This is a genomic window from Anaerostipes faecalis (assembly GCF_018982945.1).
Lineage (GTDB): Bacteria > Bacillota > Clostridia > Lachnospirales > Lachnospiraceae > Anaerostipes > Anaerostipes faecalis.
The window spans coordinates 1-25,778 of sequence record NZ_JABRXE010000004.1 but is presented as its reverse complement, the minus strand read 5'-3'; the positions used below and the strand labels follow the sequence as shown (position 1 = coordinate 25,778).

The window sequence follows — 25,778 nt, the reverse complement described above, 5'->3', positions numbered from 1 at the left end:
AAAAACTATCTGCACAAGCGAAGCGCGGAAGCCGTTTTGCGAGGGATAAATGAGTTATATTTTACTGAACACTTTTTTCAAATGCTTCAAATATTAATGCTGCAACTTTTGCTCCTGGATCTTCCAGACTTCTGGAAGCTTCTCCTCTTGTTGCTGCTCTTCCATGAACAGCAATCATAGTTGTTGTAGCTTTAAATCCTTCATCAGCTGCTTTTGCAGCTTTTGCTGCCATATCAGCTAAAGAATCTCCTGCTTCTAAAGAAGCCTTTAAGCTTTCAACTGCTGGATGAATTCCATCGATAAATGTTTTGTCACCGACTTTTGCTCCACCAAGCTTTGCAACACCTGCTTCGTAAGATTCAAATACCTGAACAATATCTGCATTTTCCAGAGATTCTTTACCTTTCAGGTCTTTTCCTCCCTGTTTTAAGCCAGTTGCCATTAATGACCCCATAGTTGAAGGAACTTTATTAGCCATTGCTTTTCCAGCTGCAAATAACAATTTACCCGCATCTGTGATGGCTCCATCTGCAACTGCATCATATGCAGCCTTGAAACCATCTGTCATTGTAAGGCCTAAATCTCCGTCACCGACAATACCATCCATTGCAATCAGTTTATCTTTGTTTTCAGCCATAATATCGCTGATTTCTTTTAAAAGAGTAATTAAGTAAGATGTCTCCATATGAAATGTCCTCCTAAATCTGTTTGAAGAATGGTGTATCAACCGGATGATCAATATACTCTTTCAGTTCATCATCAAGTTTTAATAAAGAAATGGAGAATCCAGCCATTTCGATTGCTGTTGCATACTCACCTACATAGTATTTGTATACATTAATTCCTTTTTCTTCTAATACCTGATTGATACGACGAGTTACTATGTACTGTTCATCCAATGGAGTAGCACCAAGACCATTAACAAGAACTGCTACTTCATCTCCACTTTCATATGGAAGATCTGCTACGATCTTTTCTAACATTTCATCAACAATCTGATCTGCTGGTTCCAGTTTTCCACGACGGATTCCTGGTTCTCCATGGATTCCCATTCCGATTTCCATCTCATCATCTTCAATTTCAAAACTTGGTTTTCCAACTCTTGGTACTGTACATGGAGTTAAAGCAACACCCATTGTACGAACATTGTTATTGGCTTTGTCTGCAACACGTTTAACTTCTTCTAAAGATAACATTTTATCTGCTGCAGCCCCAGCACATTTATAAACAAAGAAGATACCTGCAACACCACGACGTGTGCTCTTTTCTCCTGGTGCAGATGGCCCTGCTGAAGCAACATCATCAGCTCCAAGAACTTCTGCTGTTTCAATGTCATCTTCCATCTCAACTTCATCAGCTGCCGGACGGAATGTGAAGATATCTCCATTGTAGTTACCATAGATGTAAAGAACACCAGCACCATTGTCTGCTTCTCTTGTTAAAGCAATTGCCTGATCCACACTTGGAGACTGGAAAACGTCACCAACAGCACATCCATCAATCATTCCTTTTCCCACATATCCTAAGAACAATGGAAGATGTCCAGATCCACCACCGGTTACAATACCTACTTTGCCTTCTTTTTTATGTTTTGTTACAAGAACCTGTAAATCTCCATCAACACATGTTAAATCATCTGCATGTGCAATATAGATTCCTTCTAACATTTCTTTAATATAATTATCTGGAGAATTAATAATTTTTTTCATATGAAAATACTCCTTATGCTCATGAATACAGTAAAAAATTATTTGTTAGGAAATTTAATCTGTGATGGATATTCCCATTTCTGTAATTCTTCTGGCGGGAAGAAGTATGGTTCTTCACCCTGTCCTGCGCAAAGTGCATTGAAGTATAACTGAGCTAATTCCTCGATATAAGCAGCTCTTAAGTATGCATCATAGATGTCTCCCTGAGATACTGCTACTGCCCCATGTCCCTGTAATAAGAATACATCTGCTTCCTGAACTGGTTCGATTACACTGTCAGAAAGGTCTGTTGTTCCTGGACGTCCATAAGGTGCAACTGGAATTCTTGATTTTGTTACACCAAGATTAGCAATTTCATAAACAACTGCAGGAATTGGTTTATTTAATACAGCAAATGTTGTCGCATACATAGAATGTGTATGACAGATAGAATTAACATCTGGTCTTGTTTTATAAATCTGAAGATGCATCAGAGATTCACTTGTTGGGCGAAGTCCTGATTCATTTTCGATAACATTTGCGTCCAGATCAAGAACTACCATATCTCTAGCTGTTAATAATTCTCTATCTACCTGTGTAGGTGTAATTACAACATATCCTGTTTCTGGATCTCTTGCACTAAGATTTCCAGATAAATGTTTGCATAATCCTTCAGCCTGCGCACGTTTTGCCATAGCAACTACATCTTTTTTTAATGATTCTAACATCTCGCTATTTCTCCTTTTCTTTTTGAATTAATTCTAATATATCATCCGGTTTTTCTGCCTTTTTTAATATCTGCAGGGTCTTTTTATTTTCGAGAATATAATTTAACTCTTCCAGAACTTCCAAATGTTTTGTCGGATCTGGTGTTCCAATCATGATGATAACATCCGCTTCCATATAATCATCAACATTTATTTTTTCTGGCAGAGTCAGCAAAGAAAGACAAACTCTTTTTGCACCGTCATCTACTCCTGCATGAGCAATAATAACTCCATCAGCAATCATAATAAACGGATGCTCATCCTTTATATTTTCAATTGCCTGTTCCACATATTCCTCTGTAACATCTCCTCTGTTAATCAATGGAATACCTGTTATTCTTACAGCATCTTCCCAAGGCAATGTGTGATCAAGCACCTGTATGGTATCCTTTACTAACACATCTTTCAATTCGATTGATAACTGGGTACCAACATTAATTTTCGGCTCCTCCCTGGAATCCGGCGTCAGTGCATTGGCTATTTCACGTTTTAAAGTTTCTTCATCCTGGATATCTGCATATTTTTTAATAATATCCATAAGCCCTATCACATCGATTTCATGGGGGACTATTCCTGTCAGTTCACCCATAACCTTTTCACGGAATTTTCTTTTTGATATTTCATCAATAAATGGTTTTACTAAAAACTGCATTTTTCTTGTTTCCAATCTCACCATGGAAAAAACAATATCAAACTTCTTTTCATCATATTCCGCAAATTCTCTCATAGATAAACATGCAATAAAATCAATTTCGGGAAACAATTCTCTTAATGAAAAGTAAAGGAAATTTGAAACAGATACTCCATTTGCACAAACCACTAAAGCTCTCTTTCTGGTTTCTACCAGATCAAGAATTCCTTCTCGCCTCAACCACGCACCAAACAGTGCTGTAATATAGACCAGTTCCTCATCAGGAAACTTCTCTCCCACAAGTTTTTCAAATGGTGAAATAGACTTCCTTACAACTGCATGTAATGAGTTATACATAGGAAGAACCATATCTACAATACTCTGTTCTATATGATAATGGTATTTCATTCGGTAGAATGCCGGTTTGATGTGCTGGAATAATGCTTCTAAAAGCATGTCCCTTTCATTGATTGTGACACAAATCAGATTTTCAAAATTGGTAATGACTTCCTCGGAAGCTTTCATCAGTTCCTCTTCCTGCTGGGACTCATTACTCTGTATTCCGTGAAAATTAGAAATCTGAATCTGTGCAGCCAGAAATAATTTTTCAGTCTGCCATGTAATATCATATTCCTTTGCAAATTCCAGCATCACAGAATATTCTTTCGTTCCTGCTATATGCTGAAAAGTTTCTGGAACTTCACGGAGAATCCTTCCTTTTCTTGTCCTGATAACAATCAGACACAAAATCAATGGAAGTTCCTTCAGCCGCTCATCTGTAAATCGGATTTTTAACCGGTTCTCGATGACATTAATCTGATTCTCTACCTGCCTCATCAGTTCCTGACTGATACGGCAGATACCCATAATCGTATCTTTGCCATTTGGAAGTTTTAAGATTCCCCGAACTGCAGTAATCATCATTTCCCGTTTGGAATATTCACTTCCAACCAGATGATAACCTTCCTGCCGGCTATAGGATACTTCCAAATGATAAGATTCCAACTTTTTCTCAAGTTTCTTTAAATCTGTTAAAAATGTGTTTTTACTTACTTGTAATTCTGATGTGAAATGATAAATTGATAACTCTTCCTTGATGCATAAAAGCATCAGATAAATCAGGAATCCTCTCTCTTTATCTGAATAAATATATATTGTATCTGTTCTTCCAATATCTTCTGTCTGATATTGTTCCAGCACAGCAACCGGAATAATAAATTTTCCTGTTCTGAGCCGTTCGATTTTCGGCATCCCATTGCCCTGCAGATAATCATTGATTTTTTCAATGGTATAGCTTAACTGCTTTCTTGTTAGCTGTAAAGAAGCTTCTACTTCTTTTCCTGTAATTGCAGGATTATTCACAATTGTTTTAAGAACAGCATAACCTCTTTCATCTAAATACAATGGTGCACCTCTTTCAAAAGTATTTTTACACTTCAATTCCTGGTGATTTTGCTTCATAATCCAATAAGGTTTTCAGCTCATCATCCAGTTTCATCACTGTTAAAGCAGCTCCATTCATATCCAGAGAAGTTACATAATCTCCAATGAATACCTTATAAATAGAAAGTCCCTGTTCTTTCAGGTAAGCTTCTATATCATCATATAGAACATATAATTCCATAATCGGAGTTGCTCCTAAACCAGAAAGTAAAACCGCAACTTCATCACCACTGTCTGGTTCAAGGTCATCAATAATTGCTTTTGCCATATCACGGGCAATTTCCTTTGCTGGTTTTAATTTTTGTACATTAATACCTGGCTCCCCATGGTGCCCAATACCAAATTCCATATCTCCATCTGCAATCTGGAAATTAGAATGTCCAACAGCCGGTATTGTACATGGCTCCAGTCCGACACAAATACTTCTTGTATTGTCCACCGCTTTCTGAGCAGTTTCAATTACTTCATCCAAAGTTCCGCCGAGTGCTGCTTTTGCTCCTCCAACTTTCCACATGAAAACACCACCGGCAATACCATGGCGTTTTTCCTTTGTTTCTTTTGGTGAAGATGCCACATCGTCTGTTGCTGTTACAAATTTAACTGTAACACCTTTTTTCTTTGCCATGCGGACAGCCATTTTAACATTCATGTTATCTCCGGCATAATTTCCAAACAGACAGGCAACACCCTGTCCTGAATCTGCCTCCATAAATGCATCATAAAATGCTTGTGCAGAAGGTGAAGAAAAAACTTCACCTACTGCAACTGCATCCATCATATTCTTTCCAACATAGCCAAGAAAAGCAGGTTCATGACCACTTCCTCCTCCAGTAACAAGCCCAACTTTGCCTTCCACTGGTGCATTTATGTATTTAACAACACGGTCATTTGCTTCAGAACGTACAATCAGATCACTATGGGCCTTTACAAACCCTTTTAACATATCTTCTACAATATAATCAGGATCATTTACAAATCTCTGCATAATTAAACCTCATTTTTCTTTCTTTATGCTATCCAATTTTCGAATACAATATAAATATTAGTTGATTTCTCTTCCTTCTGCTTCTTCTTTTCCAAGATATTTGTACAGTGCAACAAAGCATACAACAAAGATTACACAAAGTACCAATGGAATAAATTCACCATCCATGATCTTGAATACATGAGAGAATGCATATGTCTGGATAGGTCCATCAATAGAACTGCAGGAAATTAATTCGCCTGCTTTCAAAGCTACAGCTCCTGTAGAACGTGCAAGATCAGAGATAAATGGTGCCATGATTGTTCCAACCCACAGATAAGCTGGAGCAAAAAGTGTAACCAGAATCAACATACGGATTACGTTACCACCTGTTACAAGGAATGCTGCTACTGCGATAGCATTGTTAATGATACCGGCAAATGGCAGGATTTCGTTTCCTGGTAAGAACATAGAATAAATTAATGTTACAGGAATAGCCCAGAATACTGCTAACCAGATTTCGTTTGCACCACCCATGAATGGCCAGTCAAGACCTACAACTAATGTTCTGTCATCAAATTTCTTATTCATAAATGCACTGATAGCTGTTGAAATTGGTTCCAGAGCCATCATAAAGTATTTAGAAATTACAGGGAACAGTGTTAAAGAAGCTGCAGCCTGAATACCTAATGTTAATGTTGCAGCAACATCATATCTTGCTAAGATTCCGAACAGTACACCAAGGATAAATCCTAAAATGTGAGACTCAGCAAAGATACCAATCTTGTCTTTTAATACAGCAGCATCAAAACGTTTGTTTAATGCCGGAATTTTCTTTAATAAGCAGTCAATCGGGAACATGAAGATAGATGTGAATCCCATCTTATGAGTACATGTTACACCCGGAATTCCTGATAATTTTTCAATACGATACTGATACATATCTGCCATCTTCAATTCGAAGATAATCTGGATACCAGCTACAACGAAAGCAATTACTACTGCAGCTGCTGTTCCAAAGTAAGGTTTACATACAGCTGTTACACAAACACCTGTAAAGATTTTACCCCAAACATTCCATAAGTCAGCATTAAATGTTTTTGTTTTGTTGATAATTAACATAACGATGTTAATTCCGATCATCAGTGGGAACATTAAGAATGCATATGGCCATGACCAGGCAATAGCTGATAACGTTGTCCAACCACCGTCAACAATTGGTAAGTTGATACCTGTACTCTTTAACATTGCTTCTGCAGCAGGTCCGATTGCTCCAGACATGAAGCTGATCAGCATTGACATACCTGTGAATGCTACACCAAGTGTTACACCAGCTGAAATAGCATCTTTCAGTTTCATTCCTACGATTAAACCTGCAATAATGATTACGATAGGTACGAAAATTGCTGCACCTAATCCCAATATCCAATTAATAACATCACTCAAAATACTCATATAATTTTCTCCTTCCGTCTCTCTTTAAAATTAAAATCAGCCGTTATTTACAGCATCAACTAATTTTTTGAATTCCGCATCCTGTCCTACTCCTGTAAGGAATGCAATACCATTGATAACAGGAATTGGATATTCTTTGTCAACTTTTGTAATTGCAATGTAAGCAACGCTTCCTGCAATATAACGATCAACAGATTTAATATCAACAGCTAAAACTTCTGCTGGAACGTTATTTTCTTTTAAAAGGCGATTTACTTTACTTGCAACTGTCTGAGATGTTGCCACTCCACTACCACATGCTACAACAATCTGTTTCATTTTAAGACCTTCTTTCTAAAAAATAATTAAAAAGTTACTTTTAAATTCTAAAGACCTTCCATGGAAAGAACTGCTTCCATATACTCATCTTCAGTTTTTGCATTTACTAACTTATCCATTAACTCCGGTTTCTGGAAGTTCATTACAAGAACCTGCAGTAACTCTACATGTTCGTTAGACCCTTCATTACCATGTCCACCGAGGAAACCTAACATGAAAATAAATTTTACATCATGTTCTTCATCATTATTAGCCATCTCACACCATTTTACCGGATTCTTTAATCTGGTACATGCGATAAATGGTTTAATAATATGCTGTGGATCTGCATGAGGAATCGCAACTGGATAAGGTTCTACCGGAAGTGCAGTTGGAAAATTAGCTTCTCTTGTCTTAATGGCATCTGCAAAAGTTTCTTTTACATATCCAAGTTCAACCAACTTAGCTGCCATCTTGTCAAAGAATTCTGTCTGATCTGCCACTTCCCAGTCAAGCTGAATTAGTTCTCTGTAAATTGTGTCACGATTAGCCACCTTGTATCACTCTCCTTTTCAATAATCAGGATAATCTGTTATTTATGACTCGGTACTTCTTGTCCATCACCTGTTGTACTCATTATATTTCAGTATTTTTATATATACAATCTTCTTTGAGTTCGAATAATGCGCCATCTGTTGCTCATTCCTGTGATGAACATTTCCTTTGCACAACGTTGTGCAATTATTAAAAATTTATAAATAATTCATAAAAACCGCCTAAAACCGTGGATTTTTTTATTATATTTTACCTCTTTAACACAATTGAACAGTATACTATATATTTACGAAACAGCTGAACAAACCTTTTTTTACAAGAAAAAAAGAAGAAATTTCCATATTATTTTTATAGAAATCCCTTCTCTGTTTATAAGCTTTATATTCCTGTTATTCAAGACTCGCTCGCGAGTCTTGGCGCGGAATTCGGGTCTGCATAGCAGACATACTTCCAATCCGAATTCCTGCGCATCCTCGCGGAGCGTATATCAGATGGGGGATTGAAACCCGCCACTGATACATAATTGTTGCTCACCGCCTACAGAGGCGGGAGTCATCCCTCATCTGATATAATGATTTGACTATGCTTCTTTTGTAGCTGCATATTCATTTAATTTTCCAAGAAGCTCTTCAACATCCATTCCATGAACAAATGCTGCTTCTTCTAAAGTTTCTCCCTGTGCAGATGGGCATCCAACACATCCCATTCCGGATCTCATTAAAATAGCTGCAAAATTCTGATCAATTGCCAGTAAATCACCAATTACCATATCTTTTGAAATTGTCATTCTAAAATTCCTCCATATACTTATATTTTTACTTAAAAAACAACAAACAGACTCTCCATTTGAAGTTTTATAAGACTAATGTTTATAGTATAATACATTATCGTTAAAAAAACAACAAATTGCTTGATATTCTTGATTAAGTATATTAAAATAAGATGTAGTTAAGCGGGTTTCCGTTTTAATTGACTATACTATATAAGGAGGACTTAACTATGGCATATGTAATTTCAGACGCTTGTATTTCTTGTGGTGCTTGTGAAGGAACTTGCCCAGCAGGAGCTATCAGCGAAGGAGATGGACAGTACGTAATCGATGCAGATACATGCATGGATTGTGGTGCTTGTGCAGATGGATGTCCAGCTGGTGCTATCAGCCAGGAATAATCCAGAAACGTACATAAAAAAGAGATGCACTATTGCATCTCTTTTTTTATTTTATTAGGAAAGACCTTGCTACACTAAAGCGGAGCAAGTCTCTCATGATTGAGGAATACAGGAAATCTACAACTATTAATCTTTTTTTGATCGAATATATTCTTCCACTTCATCAAGGTGAGGAAGCGATGGCATAGCCCCCATTTTAGATACTGTAAGTGCCGCCGTATGATTTGCGAAAGTCAATGCTTCACCAAAACTATCTCCCATACATATTCTCGTACAAAACGCTCCAACAAAAGAATCTCCTGCAGCTGTAGGATCTACTACATTCACATCTGGAACAGACGGTTTATAAATCATCCCTTGGGGAGTGTCCATCAGAACTCCCGATTCTCCCAACGTTATAACAACATTATCAACACCAAAACCTCTTAATACTAAAGCAGCAACTTTTGCTTCCTCCAGATTAAATACTCCTTTATCTCTATGTATCTTTATTCCTGTCATAGCCGCAGCTTCATGTTCATTTGGAGAAATATATGTCAGATTTGCAATAAACTCTTTTGACAGCTGTGCTGCCGGGGCCGGATTCAGCATCACCGGTACCCCCTTCGCATGGGCATATGAAGCAACTTTTTCATTAACCTCCATAGGAATCTCATGCTGTAGCAAAACAAGATCATATTGTTCGATCTCATCTTCAAGAAAAGCAATCTCCTCCGGTTTTATGGTCATATTGGATCCCGGAATAACAATAATGCGATTCCTTGTGCTTCCTCCAGGAATTAACTCCAAAATAATCATGGCACATCCTGATGCTTCAGTCTCATCAAATAATACTTTACCAGTGTCTATCCCTGCTTTTTTACATACATCCAGAAGTTCTTCTCCATTGGAATCTTTCCCTAATTTACCTATCATCGTAACATCTGCACCGAGACGAGCCATTTGTACTGCCTGATTAGCTCCTTTCCCTCCAGGTGCCTTATGAAAAGTCTTCCCAAGGACAGTTTCACCTTCCTGTGGAAATACTCTGGTAGTGACAATCTGATCCATAACAAAGCTTCCCACAACTAATATCTTTGGTCTTTTACCCATAATCAATTCCTCACTTATGCTGTTTGAAATACACTCTGTTTCTGAATTCATTATAATATTGTTCTTGTAGAAATACAATCTTATCTTTCTTTTCTTCTACGTCGAAAGAATTTTTTCTTTTCTTTGGAAGCCGCAATTTCTTCTCTTGTTTTTTGCTGTATTCGAATCAGTTCATCTAATTTCTGGAAATGCTTTTCCTGCTGTTCTTCTCTCAGTCTGAACTGATAATCTATCTCTTTTGAAATTTTTTGAGAAACCTGATCTCCTATTTCTTTCTCCAGAAAACCTTTTTGCTCTCTAAGAGCCTGTCCCATGATCTTCACCATTACATCCTGAAACTGCGCCATTTTATCCGATACTCCCACCTGAGTTTCCTTTGGAAAAGGAATAATATTCCCTAATAGCTTTTTCCTGATCTGTTCTGTATCAATACCTTCATTTTTCATATTTCGAATTATCTGGAATGTCTGGATTTCTTTATCTCCATAGCATCGGTATCCTTTTTCATTTCGTGGAATCATCAGCCCAAATTCATCTTCCCAGGTTCTTAAATTATAAGTTTCCAGTCCCAATTCCCGGGCTGCTTCTGATATCATACGTTTCTTTTCTCTCATAAGCCCCCTCCTTGCTTTCTTCGTATTTTAGTGTATCAAGGACTTATTTATGAAACAAGAAAAACCGTCCTCTAAAAGATGACGGTTTTAGCTAATTTTTTTATTTTATGAAAAAACTTTATTCTATTCTATCCACCCTTCGTCAAACGGATTTTCTTCTGATTCGCCGGCTATTTCCTGAATCCGTTTTGTCAGTGTAGAATATCGTCTTTGTTCATTTACATTCTGAATCATTGAAAACAACGTTCCTCTATCTCCAACAATCGTCAGACAGTTTCTTGCTCTGGTAACTCCTGTATACAGCAGATTTCTGTGAAACAGTACTCTTGGTCCTGTTAAAAGAGGCATTACTACCGCCGGATACTCGCTTCCCTGAGATTTATGTATCGTAATAGCATAAGCAAGTTCCAGTTCATCCAGCGATGCATAGCCGTACTGAACCTCCCTTGTATCATCAAATACTACCGTTACTTTTTCTGTAAAATCATTAATTTCCGTAATAATTCCAATATCCCCGTTAAACACACCAACTCCTTTATCCACAGTAAACCCTTTTTTATTTCGGATTTCCCATTCCTGCTGGTAATTGTTTTTAATCTGCATCACTTTATCACCTTCACGAAAAACTCCAAAAGATGTATCCTTTTCTTTCTTTTCCTTGTCTGGAGGATTCAGATACTGCTGCATAACCTGATTTAGTCTTTCGACTCCCAGTTCACCTTTTCGCATAGGAGTAAGAATCTGAATATCATATGGCTCGGCATTGACATATGCCGGAAGCTTATCTCTGACAAGATAGACAAGAACTCCCAATACATCCTGAACAGAATTCCTCTGAAGAAAGAAAAAGTCTCTGCTTTTATTATCAAGCTCTACCGTTCTTCCCTGATGGATTAAATGAGCATTTCTTACAATATGACTTCCTTCTTCCTGACGGAAGATCTGATTTAGTTCTACTACCTTAAATTCTTTGGAAGATATCATATCCTTTAACACGTTTCCCGCACCAATAGATGGAAGCTGATTAGCATCTCCTACCATCACCAGTCTGGTCCCCGGAACCATTGCCTGCAAAAGTGCATTCATCAGATATAAATCTACCATAGACATTTCATCAATGATAACCACATCTGTTTCCAGAGGATTGGCACTGTTACGCTCAAAGGGCATTCCACCATGATTCAGATCTCTTTCAGCCTCTCCATTAATCTCCAGCAATCTGTGAATGGTCATAGCTTCATATCCTGTAGCTTCTGTCATACGCTTTGCAGCCCTTCCGGTTGGTGCCGCCAGACGGATATCAAGACCTTCCCTTTCAAAATACTGAATCATACCATTGATCGTAGTTGTCTTTCCAGTTCCCGGACCACCGGTTAAAATCACGATACTGTGGCTGGCAATAGCTTCAATTGCCTCTTTTTGCTTATTGGCAAATGTAATCTGCTCGGCCTCTTCAATGCCTGCAATCATCGTTTCAATCTCTGAAACAGAAACATCATAATGAAGATTCAGATCACACAGCATTCTTGCTGTATTTACTTCCATGTGATATTGAGCAGCTCCATAAATTCTAATCTCTTCTTCCTCAACGATTACAATTTTTTTGTCAATCATCATCCCCAGTAAATGTTCTTCAATGGCTTCTTCCCTCACTCCAAGAATATATGCTGCATTTCTGCACAAAATATGTTTTGGAAGATATATATGGCCTTCATTTAATGCCTGCATCAATGTATAGAATATTCCAGATATGATTCGGTAATCAGAGTCACTTCCAATACCTACTTTTTTAGCAATTTCATCTGCAATCTTAAATCCCACACCTGCAATATCATCTGTCATTCGATATGGATTTTCCTGAATAATGGTATAAAGATGGTCTCCATATTCTTTGTAGATTTTAACTGCAAGATTATTGTTAATTCCATATCCGGATAAAAACATCATGGCGTGACGCATTTCCTGTTTTTCATTAAATTCCACAGCAATCATTTGAGCTTTTTTATCTGTAATTCCTTTGATTTCTGCCAATCTTTCCGGTTCTTCTTCTATAATCCTGAAAGTATCCATCTTAAATTTTTTTACAATTTTTTTAGCTGTTGCCGGTCCAACACCTTTAATAGCACCGGAACCCAGATATCGTTCCATACTATGTATATCATCAGGTGCCGTAATTTCATAAGTTTTCATCTGAAACTGAGGTCCATGAACCGGATGATCAACATATTCCCCTTCCATAGAAATATATTCCCCTTCATTCAAAAAAGGGAACAATCCAACTACAGTTTCCTCATCATCCTCCACATCAAGACTTAACACCGTATATCCATTATTTTCATTTCGAAATCTAATATGATCAACATATCCTTCCAGATGTTCCATTCAGTCCTCTCTTTCCATACGTATCTGATTGCATGCTGCACGGAGTATTTTTTCTTAAGGAGCTTTTATAAGATTTCCCGAAGAAAAATAAAGCGGACAAGTATCATGAGGCACTTGTCCGCTTTGTTTTTAATTTAACACTTATTATTTACGTTTATCGTCTTCTCCGGCAAGAAATTCAATAAATTTTCCTGTACCGATCGCTACAGCTGTTAACGGATCTTCTGCAGTCATTGTATTGATACCTGTCTTTTCTTCAATCAGCTCTTCCAGACCCTGGATCAGTGATCCTCCTCCTGTCAATACAATTCCTCTGTCAGAAATATCTGCTGCCAGTTCAGGTGGAGTTCTCTCCAGAACGTTATGAACTGCATCAACGATCTGGTATGCAGGTTCTCTTAAGGCTTCTTCTGTTTCTTCAGAAGTTACAGTGACAGTCTTAGGTAATCCTGTTACCAGATTACGTCCACGTACATCCATTGTAAGATTTTCAGGACGTTTAAATACTGTACCTACATTAATCTTAATCTCTTCAGCCGTACGTTCTCCAATTAACAGATTATGCTTTTTACGCATAAAACGAACAATAGCTTCATCAAAATCATCTCCTGCGATCTTGATAGAATTACTTACAACAACTCCTCCAAGAGAAATAACAGCAATATCAGAAGTTCCTCCCCCGATATCTACGATCATATTTCCACATGGTTTGGAAATATCGATTCCTGCTCCAATTGCTGCTGCAACCGGTTCTTCAATAATAGATACATCTCTGGCTCCTGCCTGGTAAGTTGCATCTTCAACTGCCTTCTTCTCAACTTCTGTTGCTCCACTTGGAACACAGACACTGATGCGAGGCTTTCTTCCAAATAATGATTTGCCTATTGCACGATTAATAAAGTAGCTTAACATCTTCTCTGTAACTGTATAATCAGAGATAACACCCTGTCTCAGCGGACGAACTGCCACAATATTTCCCGGTGTTCTTCCAAGCATTAAACGTGCTTCTTCTCCGATTGCTTTAATTTTGTTTGTATCTCTATCAAAAGCCACAACTGAAGGCTCTTTTAAAACAACGCCTTTACCTTTAACATATACTAAGACGCTGGCTGTTCCTAAGTCAATTCCAATATCTGTTCCTGATGCCATGGTAACAAATTCCCCTTTCAATTTTTTATTATTATGTTAATGATTGATTATTCGTATACATACTCTCTTAATTATAAACAATCCGACAAAAAATTCAATTGTTTTTTTTAGATTATAAAAAAATTTAGTAAAACTTAAGATTTCTGTAATCTTCGTTATTTTTCCCATCTTCCTGAAGCTCCACATGGCAAAACAAGCCCGTTGGAACTGACTGGAAGTCCGATTTCATCAGACATGACTTTACCACCGAATTTTGATCTTACTTCTGTCTCCAGCATATAAGTCAGTACTGCCGGCTGAAGTCCTGTTGTATATGAATTGATCAGGAAAAACAATGGATCATCTGATAAAATTTTAGTACAAAGCTGTACAAAAGGATAAATTTTCTCCTCTATCTTCCAGATTTCTCCTTTTGGTCCTCTTCCATAAGAAGGTGGATCCATGATAATCCCGTCATAGTGATTTCCACGTCGAATTTCCCGTTCGACGAATTTCACACAGTCATCCACAAGCCAGCGAATTGGTCTTTCTCTTAATCCTGATAACTGAGCATTTTCTTTCGCCCAGTTTACCATGCCTTTGGAAGCATCCACATGGGTGACTGCTGCTCCTGCATTTGCTGCCGCCAGAGTTGCACCGCCGGTATAAGCAAATAAGTTCAATACTTTTACCGGTCTTCCTGCATTTCTGATTTTATCAGAAAACCAGTCCCAGTTTACTGCCTGTTCCGGAAACAATCCAGTATGTTTAAAGCTAAATGGCTGAAGATGGAACTTCAAATCTTTATACTGAATATCCCATGTTTTTGGAAGATCAAAAAACTCCCACTGACCGCCGCCTTTATTACTTCTGTGATAATGTCCATTAGGCTTCTTCCATTGTCTTAATTTTTTTTGTGTTGTCCATAAAACCTGCGGGTCGGGACGAACAAGATAATAATCTCCCCATCTTTCCAGCTTTTCACCATTTGAGGTGTCCAGTACTTCATAATCTTTCCATTGATCTGCTACCCACATATGTTTTCTCTCTTTCTATCTGTAATTTTAATTATTTTCTGTTATACAAGAACTAGTATACCCTATGAAATGAGAAAAAGAAAGAACCTTCCCCTTGAGATTCTTCCTTTTTACCTAATTTTATGAAAGCATTACAAATTTTTATTTTCAGAATTTAATCCTGCACTCCTAACAGATAATTGATAAACTGCTGTGCAGTTCTTCCTGAAATTCCCCCATGACTTAATTCCCATTTATTTGCTTCTTTGCATAAATCATCATCTGACATAGTAATTCCTGCTTTTCTTGCCAGCTGAATAACAATATTAAAATATTCTTTCTGGCTTGGCTTAGAATAATTAATGGTTACTCCAAAACGATTTACCAGAGATAACTTTTCTTCCATAGTATCAGATCTGTGCATTCCATTGCTATTTTCCACATCATTTCTATCATTCCATGTTTCCTTGATCAGATGACGACGGTTAGAAGTTGCATAAATCAGAATATTCTCCGGTTTTGTTTCCACTCCTCCTTCGATAACAGCTTTCAGGAATTTATACTCAATTTCAAACTCTTCAAAAGACAAATCATCCATATAGATAATAAAACGGTAATTACGATTTTTAATCTTGGCAATCACATTGGACAAATCCTTAAATTGATGCTTATAAATCTCAATCATACGCAGACCCTGGTCATAGTATTCATTAACAATAGCCTTGATACTTGTGGATTTTCCTGTACCGCTGTCTCCAAAAAGCAAAGCATTGTTTGCCTTTTTCCCCTGAACAAAGGCTTCTGTATTGTCCACCAGCTTCTTCTTCTGGATTTCATATCCAACCAGGTCATCCAGCACAACTTTGTCCATATTATTGATTGCACGGAAGCGGATGTCTCCATCACCTGTCTCTTCAATACGAAATGCCTTATTAAGCCCAAACATGCCAACACCATAGGCTTTATAAAAATCAGTTACCACATCAAAAAACTCATTTTCATCTTTAGTGGCTTCCAGTTTTTCACTTAAAGCACGGACTTTCTCACTTACATTTTTGTTATACATTAATTCAGGTTTACCAATAGCCTTATAGTCAGAAATCCTGCTAAAACAATCGATTCCAAGATTCTCTTCAATTTTACTGAAATCAAAATCAAACAGTTCTTTAAATGCCTTAAAATCATTTTTGGCAAAATGATTTACACTTCCCTCACTTGCTCCAACCTTTTCACATGTAATACTAAAAGGATTCTCATTGGTAATCAGTAAAAATGTCAGATAATTATGCCATAAATTTTTGTCGAAGGCATAATCTGTTGCCACCTGTAAAATTCTCTTAATCTGCTTAAATACTCTGGTCGTCAGAATATCTTTACTCTCAGTTCCTTCATCCATGCAGCGAAATATATCACTTAATTCCATTAAAATAGAATCTTTGTCCATATCTCCATAAATTAATAACTTTGAAACTATATTGTACATTTTCTACTCACCTTCCATATATCCTATCAACCCAATCATCAGGTCTTGGTAGATTTTTCTTATCATTATAGCACTTTTTATCTAAATCGGAAGATAATTCTGAAATTTATCTTCATTGTCTGTTCTCCTTGGAGTTAATTCTTAACTAGCAATTTTTGTCATTTATCAGAACCCCTTCTAAAAGATTCACTCCAAACCTTTCGGTAAACAGCTCACATTTACACAGGAACATATAGTAAATATTTCTACCGCATCCCCACAAAGTCTCAAAGTTTCCCTGTCCTTTGGCAATGATCACATCTGCCTGATTTATCATATCCAATGCTTCCTGTGAAATTTCTTCCTCATAAGTTCCTGCAATATCAGATCCATTTCCTATAACTTTTACAATATCTGTCATTCCGATTTGCTTCGCATCTTCCATGGTTGCATCATTTAACACTTCCTGACCTCTTACAATTACCGTAATATCAAGATCCGGATACTCCTTTTTCAACTGTTTTATCAATAGCTTGTCCAACACAACTTCACCACAGTTATCTGTCAGATATACCAGTTTTCCTCCCCGTTTCAGATCTTCCCTTAAGGCTTGATACTCTTCCTGGCTGACTGCATTTTTTCCCGCCTGTTCCAAAAGTTCCATCAGTTTTTCATTATCTACATTGGACAAAGCTCCAAAATCAATGTAATTTCCAGTCATTGCATATTTCAGTGCCTGCTTCAGCGTATCTTCAGAATTTTCTATTTTCTGACTGATTTCATATTCCATATCCAGCATCATCTGGTTGTATCGGTGTTTAATCGGTTTATAATCAACCTTCTCTCCAAACATTCTCTTTTGCAGTTCAAAAATACGTCCCGAAATCACGGGCCCTCCTTCTGACGGTCCTGCCTGTGCAATAATCTTTAAAACTTCCTGCATATATTGAACCTTTTGATTCTCAGCTATATTATTATCAAAATTTTCCATCTGTTTCTTCACCAAACAACGAATGCACTGAGAATTTAATCTAACTTTCTCCATAATAAGCTCCTTCTCTTAATTTTCTGCTTCTATTATATTAAATTCTCAATAAAATCTCCAATCCAGATTTGCTTTAATCATATTAATTAAAAAAGACAAAACAATTCATGATCCAGCCGGTCATAATAATATACATTATCCGACAAAAAATTATTTTCTGATACAACGGTCTGATTGGAAATCTGTATGATTTTCAACAATTCCTCCTGTACATACTGTCCCCGGTCGAATAGTATCATAGCTTCATGAATACTGATTGGAAGTAAAAATAAATTCCATCCATACCGGTCTGCCAGATTTTTAAGAATATCTTCATACAAAATAACTCCTGCTCCATACAGGCCTTGCTGATTCGATAAGATTAATGCCGGTTCTTCATTTTTTTTATGGCGATGAAACATTTCATTTATGGATTCTATTTTCTCCGGAAACATTTCCGGTGTATTCTTTTTGGCACATCTCCACAAATCCTTTTCATCCATTTTCCATTCTTCTGTCATTTTACAATCGATAAGTACTGAGTTTATCTGTCCGACTTTTTTCTGTACAAAGCGAAAAACTATTGCCAGATCTTCATAATGTATATGCGGAAGTTTTTCTAATATTTTCCTGTTTTTGTTATAATTTATCAAATGATATATGATATTTTTCTCAATACTTTTTGGACATTTATTCTGAATCAAACCCTGATTCTTTTGCATATTATCATACAACTCCTACTGCTTTATTGCGTGTTATCTTCATACTCTATCTATCATACCATCACATGTTGCTTATAGCAACAAATAATGTAGCTGTAAGCTCGTGGCTATCTGTTGCTGTTAGTTATAGTATTTTCTTATGTTGAAAAGCTTGTTTTCTCATGGGAGGTATCAAATGAAAACAGACGTTAAAGCAACCGGACAAAGAATTAAAGAAATTCGAAAGCAACGTAATATGACCCAGGAGAAACTGGCTGAGATAGCTGAAATTACACCACATTATGTTTATGAAATTGAATCTGGTCTGAAATCCATGTCTATTCATATACTAGCATCTATTTCCAATGCCCTGAACGTATCAGCAGACTATTTATTATTTGGAGATACTCTTTTAGAAGCAGACTATCCATCTAAACATGATGCTTTATGGGAACTGACCAGACACCTGACTCTAGAACAACGTAACCAGATTGCTGAAATATTATCTGCAATAATTCCTCATTTAAAATGATAACACTTAAAAAGGAGCTGTTACAATATTTTAATTGTAATAGCTCCTTTTTTTATTCCTATTTTGTCTTTTTATTTAATTTAACCGGTCCAGAATAGATTCTCCTATTGTTCCTTCTGGCATCTTCACCTGGAAATTATCTGCTATCGTTGCTCCTATTATGGCAAAAGTGTCTGCTTCTCCAAGATTTCCACCACCTGTCATTGACGGTGAATAAGCAAGAAATGGTACCTTTTCCCTTGTATGATCTGTTCCTGTATGAGTCGGATCATTTCCATGATCTGCAGTGATAATCAGCAAATCATCTTCTTTTAATAATTGCAACAATTTCCCCAGTTTTTTATCAAATTTTTCAAGTTCCTGTGCATATCCATGAGGATTTCTACGGTGTCCCCACAGGGCATCAAAATCAACCAGATTGGTAAAACAAAGCCCTTCAAAATCCCTCCTGGCAATTTCTATAGTCTGTTCCATTCCATGAACTGAACTTTTAGATTTATTAGATTCTGTCAGCCCCTCTCCATCGAAAATATCATATATTTTCCCCACAGAAATCACCTGAAATCCAGCTTCTTTTAATGCATTTAAAACAGTTTTCCCGTAAGGCTTCAAAGCATAATCATGGCGGTTACTGGTTCGTTTAAATTCTCCCTTTTTCTTTCCAATGTATGGTCTTGCAATAACACGTCCCACCTTCCACTGGTCTTTTAAAGTCAGTTCTCTGGCTATCTCACAGCATCGGTACAGCTCCTCCAGTCCAAAAGTCTCTTCATTTCCACATATTTGTAATACTGAATCCGCCGAAGTATAAACAATCATATGCCCTGTGGCAATTTCTTCCTCCCCCAGTTCATCCAGAATTTCTGTTCCACTGGCACTTTTATTTCCGATGATTTTATGTCTGGTTCTCCTGGAAAGCTCCTCAATTAGTTCTTTTGGAAAGCCGGTTTCCGTAAATGTTTTAAATGGCTTTGTAATATGAAGGCCCATCATCTCCCAGTGTCCCGTCATAGTATCTTTTCCAACGCTTGCCTCATTAAGCAGCATATGATAGCCCATAGGATTTTCCACTGGTTTCACCTGTTTTAACTTATGCAAATTGGCTAAACCAAGTTTCTGAAGATTGGGGATTTCAAAGTTATCCACTGATTCAGATATATGCCCTAATGTGTCGGTTCCTTTATCACCATATTTCCCCGCATCTTCCATGGCTCCTGCTCCAAGAGAATCAATTACAATTGTAAAAATACGTTTATATTTTCTCATATTCTGCACCTTCTTTTTATAGTTACTTTTTTACCAGCTTCCGCCGCCTCCGCCGCCAAAGCCTCCTCCTGAAAATCCTCCAAAGGATCCTCCTGAGAAACCACCGCCCTCATCCTGTACTGGCGGTTCTGGTACTGACAAAGTTTCTGCTATGGTATTCTCCATACATCTGCTTAACATATAATAATGGAAATATGGTGTTTCAACATAAGAGTCATACCAGTCAGGTGCCGGAATCTTCAGATCTTCCAGTTTCTCTGCAAACACATCAGATAATCCAAAAACCATAGCATACGGTAAAATATGATAAAACATTTCCGGATGATCTTTTGCCAGGACTTTCATACGATCCAGTTCGGCAGTTTCAATAAAATCTCTTAATCCAGACAGATATCCCATCCACTGAATACACTGATCAGTTCTTTTTTTCATAAATGCTACAAGCACAACAGCTATCACTGATACTGCTGCTATCACTGCATACAGCCATCTGTAATTAAACATATCTCCTTGAGCTGTTTTCCAGATGTAATAAGCTCCATATCCTAAAATACTGCCACCTGTTAAAATAACACTTATGGCAATTCGTACTTTTCTTGCAGATGCGGATATGGCATACCATTTATCCACCGTAATACATGAAATGACAGCACCTGCTAAAAACAGTAACCATAGGGCAATTTCCAGGAAAATCCCAAAACCTCCTATATAATTATAATAACTCATCATGAGAAGAAAGATTCCAAAAGGAATCGGGATTACAAGTAACATTACCATTCTTACTGCCTTTGATGCCTTTGTATAAATCTGATCTTTGTAATAATATTTCAGCTTATCTTTTGCATTATGTAAATGATCCGCAAATTTATATTGTAATGATGAGATTTTAACGGAATCTTTTCCATCAAACAACGCATCAAACAGATATGTCTGATATCCCGGTGCATCCTTCTTTAAATCTTTTAATTTATAAAGGGTAACCTTTCCCTTCTTCTTTTCCTCCACACGAAGATATCCATGATCTGCCCAATATATAATGAGAGAAATCAGATCTTCATTTTCAATTGTGCCATCAATAATATATCCAACTGCTGCACTATCTAACCCTTCCGGAGGCTGAAACTGAATAGAAGGAATAATTTTTTCATCTTTTCCGAACTTAAAATACAATCCCAAAGCCAAAACCAGAACTGCCAGGGTTGCCGCAAAGACAACTTTATCCATATGAGACTGATGGTATTGAGAAAAATATCCTTCCTCCATTTCCCCATAAACCGTAATTCCATTCCCCAGGTCCAGCTTTTTCTTTAAGGTTCCTGACAACTGATGATTTGTTTCATCTATCCAAAGATTTAAAATATTTTCTCCATTCTTTGATTCTCCGTAGGCTCCATAAGAAAATTTCAGCTGGCTTACATCCGTTTTTTTCGGAAATTGAATACTGAAGTGACTGCCTGCAGGAATTCTGTTTTGCCATCCTGTCGGGAAAATATTAAAATATATACTGTGGAAACTTTCATCTTCATAGCGAGGGGTAAAGCGATAAGTAAAACGGTAGGTTTTATTTTTCACATACGTATCCTCATCTCCAAATCTCAATACTATATTTCCATTTTCTGATGATTTTTCACAGGTAGTATTACTTTCCAGAACTTTTATATCTGCAAAATATAAAAGCTTTTTCTGTTTTTCATTTTTATCTGCCGTAATGATTTTCCCCTTATTGGGAATATAACGGTATATTCCATGTCGTGGATTTAAAAATTTAACCGCTATCTTTTCTGTTACTGTATAGCTTCCATCTTCGCTAATCACAACATCCACATCATATTTTTCTGTCTTCATATTGGAATCATAGGAAACATTTTCAGCTGCTTTAACTGAATCTGCTCTGCAAAAAATAATGCTTGCAACAGCCATTATAATAATGACTGCCCATGCTCTGATCTTTTTCATAATCCTACCTCATAGTCTTCTAGAAAGACACTTTAACATTTTCACGTTCTTCTGTATTTTCTACTTCGTATAAAGGTTTCCGTTTAAATCCAAATATACCTGCAATAATATTTCCAGGAAACATCTCTGTTTTTGTATTAAATTTATTAACAACTCCATTATAATATCTTCTGGAACCTGCAATTTCTTCCTCCAGCCTCTGAAGCTGATCCTGAAGCTGTAAAAAGTTCTGATTTGCTTTCAGATCCGGATAACTCTCGGCTACAGCAAACAAAGATTTTAAAGCACCATTTAATACATTTTCATTCTCAATACGCTCTTCTGCAGAAGATGCCCCCATAGCTGAGTTTCTTGCTGAAATAACCTTTTCTAAAGTTTCTGATTCATGCTTTGCGTACCCTTTTACAGTTTCCACATAATTAGGAATCAGATCATATCTTTTTTTCAAAGATACATCCATAGCTGAAAATGCTTCTTCTGTCTTATTTCTCAAACTGACAAAACCATTGTATGAACTTACAACATAAATCACCAATAATAATATCAGCACTCCAATAATAATTCCTGCAATCATTTTATTTCTCCCTTCAAAACAATTATTTTATATCCTTACATCCATTATAATATAATTCTGCTGTTTTTAATACATCTGCTTTCTCCTTTATCTACTCCTTTATCTACTCCTTTCTTTCAGATCCATAAGTATACTTTCTACCTGATAAACGGCATCATTCAGCTGTTTCTTTGCATTCTCGATCTTTGACTGGACAAGATAATCTGCCACAATTCCATCAAAGAAAAAATCTGCAAATTTTAAAAACCCTTCCACTTCTACATGAAGATCCATCGGAATTTCGACATCCTGCACTGTTTAATTCCTTCTGTGCAGCTTTTAAAGTTATCAGTACCTTCTCTCCAGCTTCCACAGCTTCTCTCATTTCACTTTTCATTACTTCCTCCATTGTAATACCTCACTTTCTCGGCAACTTTCGTGACGGATATCATTTGATTTATAAACAAAGCCGACAAGGTCTTTTTTTATTACATAGGCAATTCAAAGGATTTTCCTATGTAATAAAAAAAGACCTTTATCATGACATTCGTCACAATAAAAGTCTTGCTATCTCATTTGATACGGATACCTTACAGTATCGGCTGACGATCTCAAACCCATCCATAAATGGATGTTCAGCTACTCCCTTTTGTTGCTTGATTTGAATATAGCACTGTCTTCCATCACTGTCAAGAGATATTTTTTGCTTAAATAACGGGGTCTATCGGAGGCTTCATCAGTTATAAGATTCCTTAACAATATTTATTAATATCTGGACTATTTCTTCCATCTCTTCCACAATAACATGTTCATATGGTCCATGCATTGCATATCCTCCTGTCCCAAGATTCGGACATGGTAATCCACGAAAAGAAAGCTGTGCTCCATCTGTTCCTCCTCTTACAGGATTAGAAACCGGCTGTAATCCTCTTTCACTGATGGCATTTCGGGCTTTTCCAATAACTTCAGGATGTTGTTTCATAATTTCTGCCATGTTTTTATATTGGTCTTTTAAAGTTAATTTTACGGTACCCTTTCCATATTTTTTATTTAAGACAGTTTCAATCTTCTTCATTTTATCTTTACGATTTTCAAAAATATGAGAATCATGATCACGGACAATATAGGTTAATTTTGCCCTTCCTACATCTCCCTCCATGGAGCACAGATGGAAAAAACCTTCTCTTCCCTCTGTATTAGCAGGAATCTCTTCTTCTGGAAGCATCCTGTTTATTTCCATTGCCACAAGAGATGCGTTTACCATCTTATCCTTGGCATCTCCCGGATGCACAGATATCCCTTTAATTTCATATATTCCACTGGCTGCATTGAATGTTTCATATTCAATTTCACCGGGACTGCTTCCATCCACAGTAAATGCATAATCTGCATCAAATTTATCCAGATCCAGCAATGCTGCTCCATGACCGATTTCTTCATCAGGAGTAAAACAAATGCTGATTTTTCCATGTGGAATCTGTTTCTCTATCAGTTCACTACACATGGTCATGATTTCGGCAATTCCCGCTTTGTCATCAGCACCCAGTACTGTATTTCCATCTGTTGTGATAATTGTCTTTCCCAAGGCATTTTTCAAATGAGGAAATTGTTCTGTATCCAGAAAACGTCCACTGGTTCCAAGAGAAATAGCATTCCCATTATAATCTTTTACAACCTGTGGTTTAATTTCCCTTGTTCCAAAATCGCTCACAATATCCAGATGTGCAATAAACCCAATATGTTTACAGTTTTCGTAGCCTTTTGTGGCAGGTAAAAAGCCATACACATAACAGTTCTCGTCTACTAGCACATCTGATAATCCGATTTCATTCATTTCCTGTTCCAGCTCATGCGCCAGATTAAACTGTTCCTTTGTAGACGGAGTGACAGAACTGCCTTCAGAGCTTCCTGTATATATCGTTGCATAATTTAAAAAACGTTGCTTTATGTCCATAATAATTCCTTTTTATTATTTTATCACATTGTTCATTGAATACATATTTCTTTTATTATATTCCATAACCGACAGATTCTGCAACTTTAGTTTTCTATAACAATTTCTATAATAATACTGTCTGCCCTTCCTGATAGACATACTCCTGACGTTCCGCTTCCTTTCTCCATTTGGAAGCTTCCTCACTTACTTCTTCGATAGGTACTGCTTTAAATGGTTTTGTTTTCATGACAAATTTGACCCAGCAAAAAGCAAAGATGACTAGTAATGCAAAAATTATAAAAAATAGTTTGTATATCATCAAGCGGCTTTCCATATCTGAACTGATATTCCAGATCATATAGATTATCCCAATGATTCCGATAATCTGTGGAATATTTGCAAGTCGAAGTTTCTCATTTCTTGGTGCCTCCGGATATCTTTTTCTTAAAACCATAACATTTAAATGTGTCAGTGCATAAGATACCAACCAAAAACATGAAGCGGCAAGGATCATATTAGATAAGCCACTGGAATTTGCATATCCTGTAATCAAAATCATGGCAACAACTCCACACATCAGGCACATGCCGGCCAATGCAACCCCATGACGATTGGTTTTTGCAAAAATTTTCGGATACATTCCTTCTTCTGCCATGCCTTGCATAATCTTCGAAGTACTTGGAAGTATCGTATTCAATGTTGAAATTCCTGCCAGTACTGTTACCAGCCCCATCCAAATACTTCCTGCATGGCCTAAAAGATTTGTTGCGAAAATCATATGTGGCGTGTCACTTCCGGCAAGTTGACTTAATTTTACATACTGGGTCATTCCAACTCCTAAAATGGACTGAAGGACAAGTGAACTACCCACCACTTATAGAAGTGGGGGCTTCATGAGAACAGCGCATGGCAATTAAGCCATACGTATTCTCATAGGCGTTGCCACGACGCCTCTACTGTATAGTGCATCTAAGCACACAACATTACTTTTACGAAGGATATTGAGTGCACCGTTTACGTCTGCATTGAATTCATAGCCCGTGGAAGTCCGATAGAGTCCTCTTTTCACTCTTTTTCCGCTGAATGTTGCAGGTGTTTGGCTATCTTCTTCGCCATAGACAGGCATAACATCCCTATCAAAAAAGG

General features: G+C 37.0%; 25 protein-coding genes and 1 pseudogene. 2 read left to right on the top strand and 24 right to left on the bottom strand.

Annotated features, from left to right (window positions below):
- Positions 1 to 61 precede the first annotated feature (61 nt).
- From KTB61_RS05610 to KTB61_RS05570, 9 genes are all read right to left on the bottom strand, one after another.
- Complete coding sequence (locus KTB61_RS05610; protein ID WP_075759974.1) at positions 62 to 685, bottom strand: dihydroxyacetone kinase subunit L; 624 nt, start codon at positions 683 to 685, stop codon at positions 62 to 64.
- Positions 686 to 698: 13 nt separating this feature from the next.
- The gene (locus KTB61_RS05605; RefSeq protein WP_216697005.1) at positions 699 to 1,709 is read right to left on the bottom strand and encodes a dihydroxyacetone kinase subunit DhaK; all 1,011 of its coding nucleotides are present in this window, start codon (positions 1,707 to 1,709) and stop codon (positions 699 to 701) included.
- Between the two features lie 38 nt (positions 1,710 to 1,747).
- Positions 1,748 to 2,416, bottom strand: a complete 669-nt coding sequence (locus KTB61_RS05600) for a class II aldolase/adducin family protein (protein ID WP_075759972.1) — start codon at positions 2,414 to 2,416, stop codon at positions 1,748 to 1,750.
- 4 nt (positions 2,417 to 2,420) lie between these two features.
- The gene (locus KTB61_RS05595) at positions 2,421 to 4,547 is read right to left on the bottom strand and encodes a BglG family transcription antiterminator (protein WP_230973633.1); all 2,127 of its coding nucleotides are present in this window, start codon (positions 4,545 to 4,547) and stop codon (positions 2,421 to 2,423) included.
- Complete coding sequence (locus KTB61_RS05590) at positions 4,516 to 5,514, bottom strand: dihydroxyacetone kinase subunit DhaK (RefSeq protein WP_075759971.1); 999 nt, start codon at positions 5,512 to 5,514, stop codon at positions 4,516 to 4,518. Before KTB61_RS05590 ends, KTB61_RS05595 begins: the two co-directional genes overlap by 32 nt.
- Before the next feature lie 57 nt (positions 5,515 to 5,571).
- The gene (locus tag KTB61_RS05585) at positions 5,572 to 6,948 is read right to left on the bottom strand and encodes a PTS galactitol transporter subunit IIC (RefSeq protein ID WP_075759970.1); all 1,377 of its coding nucleotides are present in this window, start codon (positions 6,946 to 6,948) and stop codon (positions 5,572 to 5,574) included.
- Between the two features lie 36 nt (positions 6,949 to 6,984).
- The gene (locus KTB61_RS05580) at positions 6,985 to 7,266 is read right to left on the bottom strand and encodes a PTS sugar transporter subunit IIB (RefSeq protein ID WP_075759969.1); all 282 of its coding nucleotides are present in this window, start codon (positions 7,264 to 7,266) and stop codon (positions 6,985 to 6,987) included.
- A 47-nt stretch (positions 7,267 to 7,313) separates the two neighbouring features.
- Positions 7,314 to 7,799, bottom strand: a complete 486-nt coding sequence (locus KTB61_RS05575; RefSeq protein WP_083638405.1) for a PTS sugar transporter subunit IIA — start codon at positions 7,797 to 7,799, stop codon at positions 7,314 to 7,316.
- Between the two features lie 581 nt (positions 7,800 to 8,380).
- The gene (locus tag KTB61_RS05570) at positions 8,381 to 8,587 is read right to left on the bottom strand and encodes a DUF1858 domain-containing protein (RefSeq protein ID WP_075759968.1); all 207 of its coding nucleotides are present in this window, start codon (positions 8,585 to 8,587) and stop codon (positions 8,381 to 8,383) included.
- Between the two features lie 212 nt (positions 8,588 to 8,799).
- Here KTB61_RS05570 and KTB61_RS05565 point away from each other — a divergent pair, with 212 nt between their 5' ends.
- Positions 8,800 to 8,970 (top strand): DUF362 domain-containing protein, encoded by a 171-nt coding sequence (locus tag KTB61_RS05565; protein WP_075759967.1) that lies wholly within the window; start codon positions 8,800 to 8,802, stop codon positions 8,968 to 8,970.
- Between the two features lie 126 nt (positions 8,971 to 9,096).
- Here the strand turns inward: KTB61_RS05565 and rbsK are convergent, their stop codons facing one another.
- The 8 genes from rbsK to KTB61_RS05525 all read right to left on the bottom strand — a co-directional run bounded on the left by rbsK (position 9,097) and on the right by KTB61_RS05525 (position 18,410).
- Positions 9,097 to 10,113 (bottom strand): ribokinase, encoded by a 1,017-nt coding sequence (rbsK, locus tag KTB61_RS05560; RefSeq protein ID WP_230973632.1) that lies wholly within the window; start codon positions 10,111 to 10,113, stop codon positions 9,097 to 9,099.
- Positions 10,114 to 10,142: 29 nt separating this feature from the next.
- Positions 10,143 to 10,676 carry a helix-turn-helix domain-containing protein gene (locus tag KTB61_RS05555; protein ID WP_216697004.1) on the bottom strand — a complete coding sequence of 178 codons (534 nt, stop codon included), beginning with the start codon at positions 10,674 to 10,676 and terminating at the stop codon, positions 10,143 to 10,145.
- Positions 10,677 to 10,799: 123 nt separating this feature from the next.
- Positions 10,800 to 13,058: an SF1B family DNA helicase RecD2 gene (recD2, locus tag KTB61_RS05550; RefSeq protein ID WP_216697003.1), complete on the bottom strand. Its 2,259-nt coding sequence runs from the start codon at positions 13,056 to 13,058 to the stop codon at positions 10,800 to 10,802.
- A 144-nt stretch (positions 13,059 to 13,202) separates the two neighbouring features.
- On the bottom strand, positions 13,203 to 14,207 hold the full coding sequence (gene mreB / locus KTB61_RS05545) for a rod shape-determining protein (protein WP_075759963.1): 1,005 nt from the start codon (positions 14,205 to 14,207) through the stop codon (positions 13,203 to 13,205).
- 155 nt (positions 14,208 to 14,362) lie between these two features.
- Positions 14,363 to 15,223, bottom strand: a complete 861-nt coding sequence (locus tag KTB61_RS05540; RefSeq protein WP_075759962.1) for a class I SAM-dependent methyltransferase — start codon at positions 15,221 to 15,223, stop codon at positions 14,363 to 14,365.
- A 154-nt stretch (positions 15,224 to 15,377) separates the two neighbouring features.
- Positions 15,378 to 16,685 carry an ATP-binding protein gene (locus tag KTB61_RS05535; RefSeq protein WP_075759961.1) on the bottom strand — a complete coding sequence of 436 codons (1,308 nt, stop codon included), beginning with the start codon at positions 16,683 to 16,685 and terminating at the stop codon, positions 15,378 to 15,380.
- Between the two features lie 145 nt (positions 16,686 to 16,830).
- On the bottom strand, positions 16,831 to 17,709 hold the full coding sequence (locus tag KTB61_RS05530) for a damage-control phosphatase ARMT1 family protein (RefSeq protein ID WP_216697002.1): 879 nt from the start codon (positions 17,707 to 17,709) through the stop codon (positions 16,831 to 16,833).
- A gap of 86 nt (positions 17,710 to 17,795) precedes the next feature.
- Positions 17,796 to 18,410 carry a DUF5688 family protein gene (locus KTB61_RS05525; RefSeq protein ID WP_216697001.1) on the bottom strand — a complete coding sequence of 205 codons (615 nt, stop codon included), beginning with the start codon at positions 18,408 to 18,410 and terminating at the stop codon, positions 17,796 to 17,798.
- 175 nt (positions 18,411 to 18,585) lie between these two features.
- On the opposite strand from KTB61_RS05525, the gene KTB61_RS05520 reads away from it, so the two are divergent.
- Entirely contained in the window at positions 18,586 to 18,921 is a 336-nt protein-coding gene (locus tag KTB61_RS05520) for a helix-turn-helix domain-containing protein (RefSeq protein WP_216697000.1), read from the top strand.
- A 75-nt stretch (positions 18,922 to 18,996) separates the two neighbouring features.
- On the opposite strand, the gene KTB61_RS05515 is transcribed toward KTB61_RS05520, so the two are convergent.
- From KTB61_RS05515 to KTB61_RS05485, 7 genes and pseudogenes are all read right to left on the bottom strand, one after another.
- Positions 18,997 to 20,187, bottom strand: coding sequence for a phosphopentomutase (locus KTB61_RS05515; RefSeq protein ID WP_216696999.1), 1,191 nt, complete (start codon positions 20,185 to 20,187; stop codon positions 18,997 to 18,999).
- Positions 20,188 to 20,217: 30 nt separating this feature from the next.
- Complete coding sequence (locus tag KTB61_RS05510) at positions 20,218 to 22,143, bottom strand: DUF2207 domain-containing protein (protein ID WP_230973631.1); 1,926 nt, start codon at positions 22,141 to 22,143, stop codon at positions 20,218 to 20,220.
- Between the two features lie 19 nt (positions 22,144 to 22,162).
- Positions 22,163 to 22,717 (bottom strand): LemA family protein, encoded by a 555-nt coding sequence (locus tag KTB61_RS05505; protein WP_075759945.1) that lies wholly within the window; start codon positions 22,715 to 22,717, stop codon positions 22,163 to 22,165.
- A 99-nt stretch (positions 22,718 to 22,816) separates the two neighbouring features.
- Positions 22,817 to 23,011: a hypothetical protein gene (locus KTB61_RS05500; protein ID WP_230973630.1), complete on the bottom strand. Its 195-nt coding sequence runs from the start codon at positions 23,009 to 23,011 to the stop codon at positions 22,817 to 22,819.
- Positions 23,012 to 23,432: 421 nt separating this feature from the next.
- Positions 23,433 to 24,650, bottom strand: a complete 1,218-nt coding sequence (pepT, locus tag KTB61_RS05495) for a peptidase T (RefSeq protein ID WP_216696998.1) — start codon at positions 24,648 to 24,650, stop codon at positions 23,433 to 23,435.
- Positions 24,651 to 24,756: 106 nt separating this feature from the next.
- Positions 24,757 to 25,503, bottom strand: a complete 747-nt coding sequence (locus KTB61_RS05490; RefSeq protein ID WP_278277200.1) for an APC family permease — start codon at positions 25,501 to 25,503, stop codon at positions 24,757 to 24,759.
- Positions 25,504 to 25,545: 42 nt separating this feature from the next.
- Positions 25,546 to 25,778, bottom strand: a pseudogene (locus KTB61_RS05485) (RNA-guided endonuclease TnpB family protein); the annotation flags it as partial.

What these genes read in the sequence shown, in the direction of transcription:
- KTB61_RS05610 (WP_075759974.1), bottom strand. Translation starts at nt 685, where the DNA reads ATGGAGACATCTTACTTAATTACTCTTTTAAAAGAAATCAGCGATATT.
- KTB61_RS05605 (WP_216697005.1), bottom strand. Translation starts at nt 1,709, where the DNA reads ATGAAAAAAATTATTAATTCTCCAGATAATTATATTAAAGAAATGTTA.
- KTB61_RS05600 (WP_075759972.1), bottom strand. Translation starts at nt 2,416, where the DNA reads ATGTTAGAATCATTAAAAAAAGATGTAGTTGCTATGGCAAAACGTGCG.
- KTB61_RS05595 (WP_230973633.1), bottom strand. Translation starts at nt 4,547, where the DNA reads ATGAAGCAAAATCACCAGGAATTGAAGTGTAAAAATACTTTTGAAAGA.
- KTB61_RS05590 (WP_075759971.1), bottom strand. Translation starts at nt 5,514, where the DNA reads ATGCAGAGATTTGTAAATGATCCTGATTATATTGTAGAAGATATGTTA.
- KTB61_RS05585 (WP_075759970.1), bottom strand. Translation starts at nt 6,948, where the DNA reads ATGAGTATTTTGAGTGATGTTATTAATTGGATATTGGGATTAGGTGCA.
- KTB61_RS05580 (WP_075759969.1), bottom strand. Translation starts at nt 7,266, where the DNA reads ATGAAACAGATTGTTGTAGCATGTGGTAGTGGAGTGGCAACATCTCAG.
- KTB61_RS05570 (WP_075759968.1), bottom strand. Translation starts at nt 8,587, where the DNA reads ATGACAATTTCAAAAGATATGGTAATTGGTGATTTACTGGCAATTGAT.
- KTB61_RS05565 (WP_075759967.1), top strand. Translation starts at nt 8,800, where the DNA reads ATGGCATATGTAATTTCAGACGCTTGTATTTCTTGTGGTGCTTGTGAA.
- rbsK (WP_230973632.1), bottom strand. Translation starts at nt 10,113, where the DNA reads ATGAATTCAGAAACAGAGTGTATTTCAAACAGCATAAGTGAGGAATTG.
- KTB61_RS05555 (WP_216697004.1), bottom strand. Translation starts at nt 10,676, where the DNA reads ATGAGAGAAAAGAAACGTATGATATCAGAAGCAGCCCGGGAATTGGGA.
- recD2 (WP_216697003.1), bottom strand. Translation starts at nt 13,058, where the DNA reads ATGGAACATCTGGAAGGATATGTTGATCATATTAGATTTCGAAATGAA.
- mreB (WP_075759963.1), bottom strand. Translation starts at nt 14,207, where the DNA reads ATGGCATCAGGAACAGATATTGGAATTGACTTAGGAACAGCCAGCGTC.
- KTB61_RS05540 (WP_075759962.1), bottom strand. Translation starts at nt 15,223, where the DNA reads ATGTGGGTAGCAGATCAATGGAAAGATTATGAAGTACTGGACACCTCA.
- KTB61_RS05535 (WP_075759961.1), bottom strand. Translation starts at nt 16,685, where the DNA reads ATGTACAATATAGTTTCAAAGTTATTAATTTATGGAGATATGGACAAA.
- KTB61_RS05530 (WP_216697002.1), bottom strand. Translation starts at nt 17,709, where the DNA reads ATGGAGAAAGTTAGATTAAATTCTCAGTGCATTCGTTGTTTGGTGAAG.
- KTB61_RS05525 (WP_216697001.1), bottom strand. Translation starts at nt 18,410, where the DNA reads ATGCAAAAGAATCAGGGTTTGATTCAGAATAAATGTCCAAAAAGTATT.
- KTB61_RS05520 (WP_216697000.1), top strand. Translation starts at nt 18,586, where the DNA reads ATGAAAACAGACGTTAAAGCAACCGGACAAAGAATTAAAGAAATTCGA.
- KTB61_RS05515 (WP_216696999.1), bottom strand. Translation starts at nt 20,187, where the DNA reads ATGAGAAAATATAAACGTATTTTTACAATTGTAATTGATTCTCTTGGA.
- KTB61_RS05510 (WP_230973631.1), bottom strand. Translation starts at nt 22,143, where the DNA reads ATGAAAAAGATCAGAGCATGGGCAGTCATTATTATAATGGCTGTTGCA.
- KTB61_RS05505 (WP_075759945.1), bottom strand. Translation starts at nt 22,717, where the DNA reads ATGATTGCAGGAATTATTATTGGAGTGCTGATATTATTATTGGTGATT.
- pepT (WP_216696998.1), bottom strand. Translation starts at nt 24,650, where the DNA reads ATGGACATAAAGCAACGTTTTTTAAATTATGCAACGATATATACAGGA.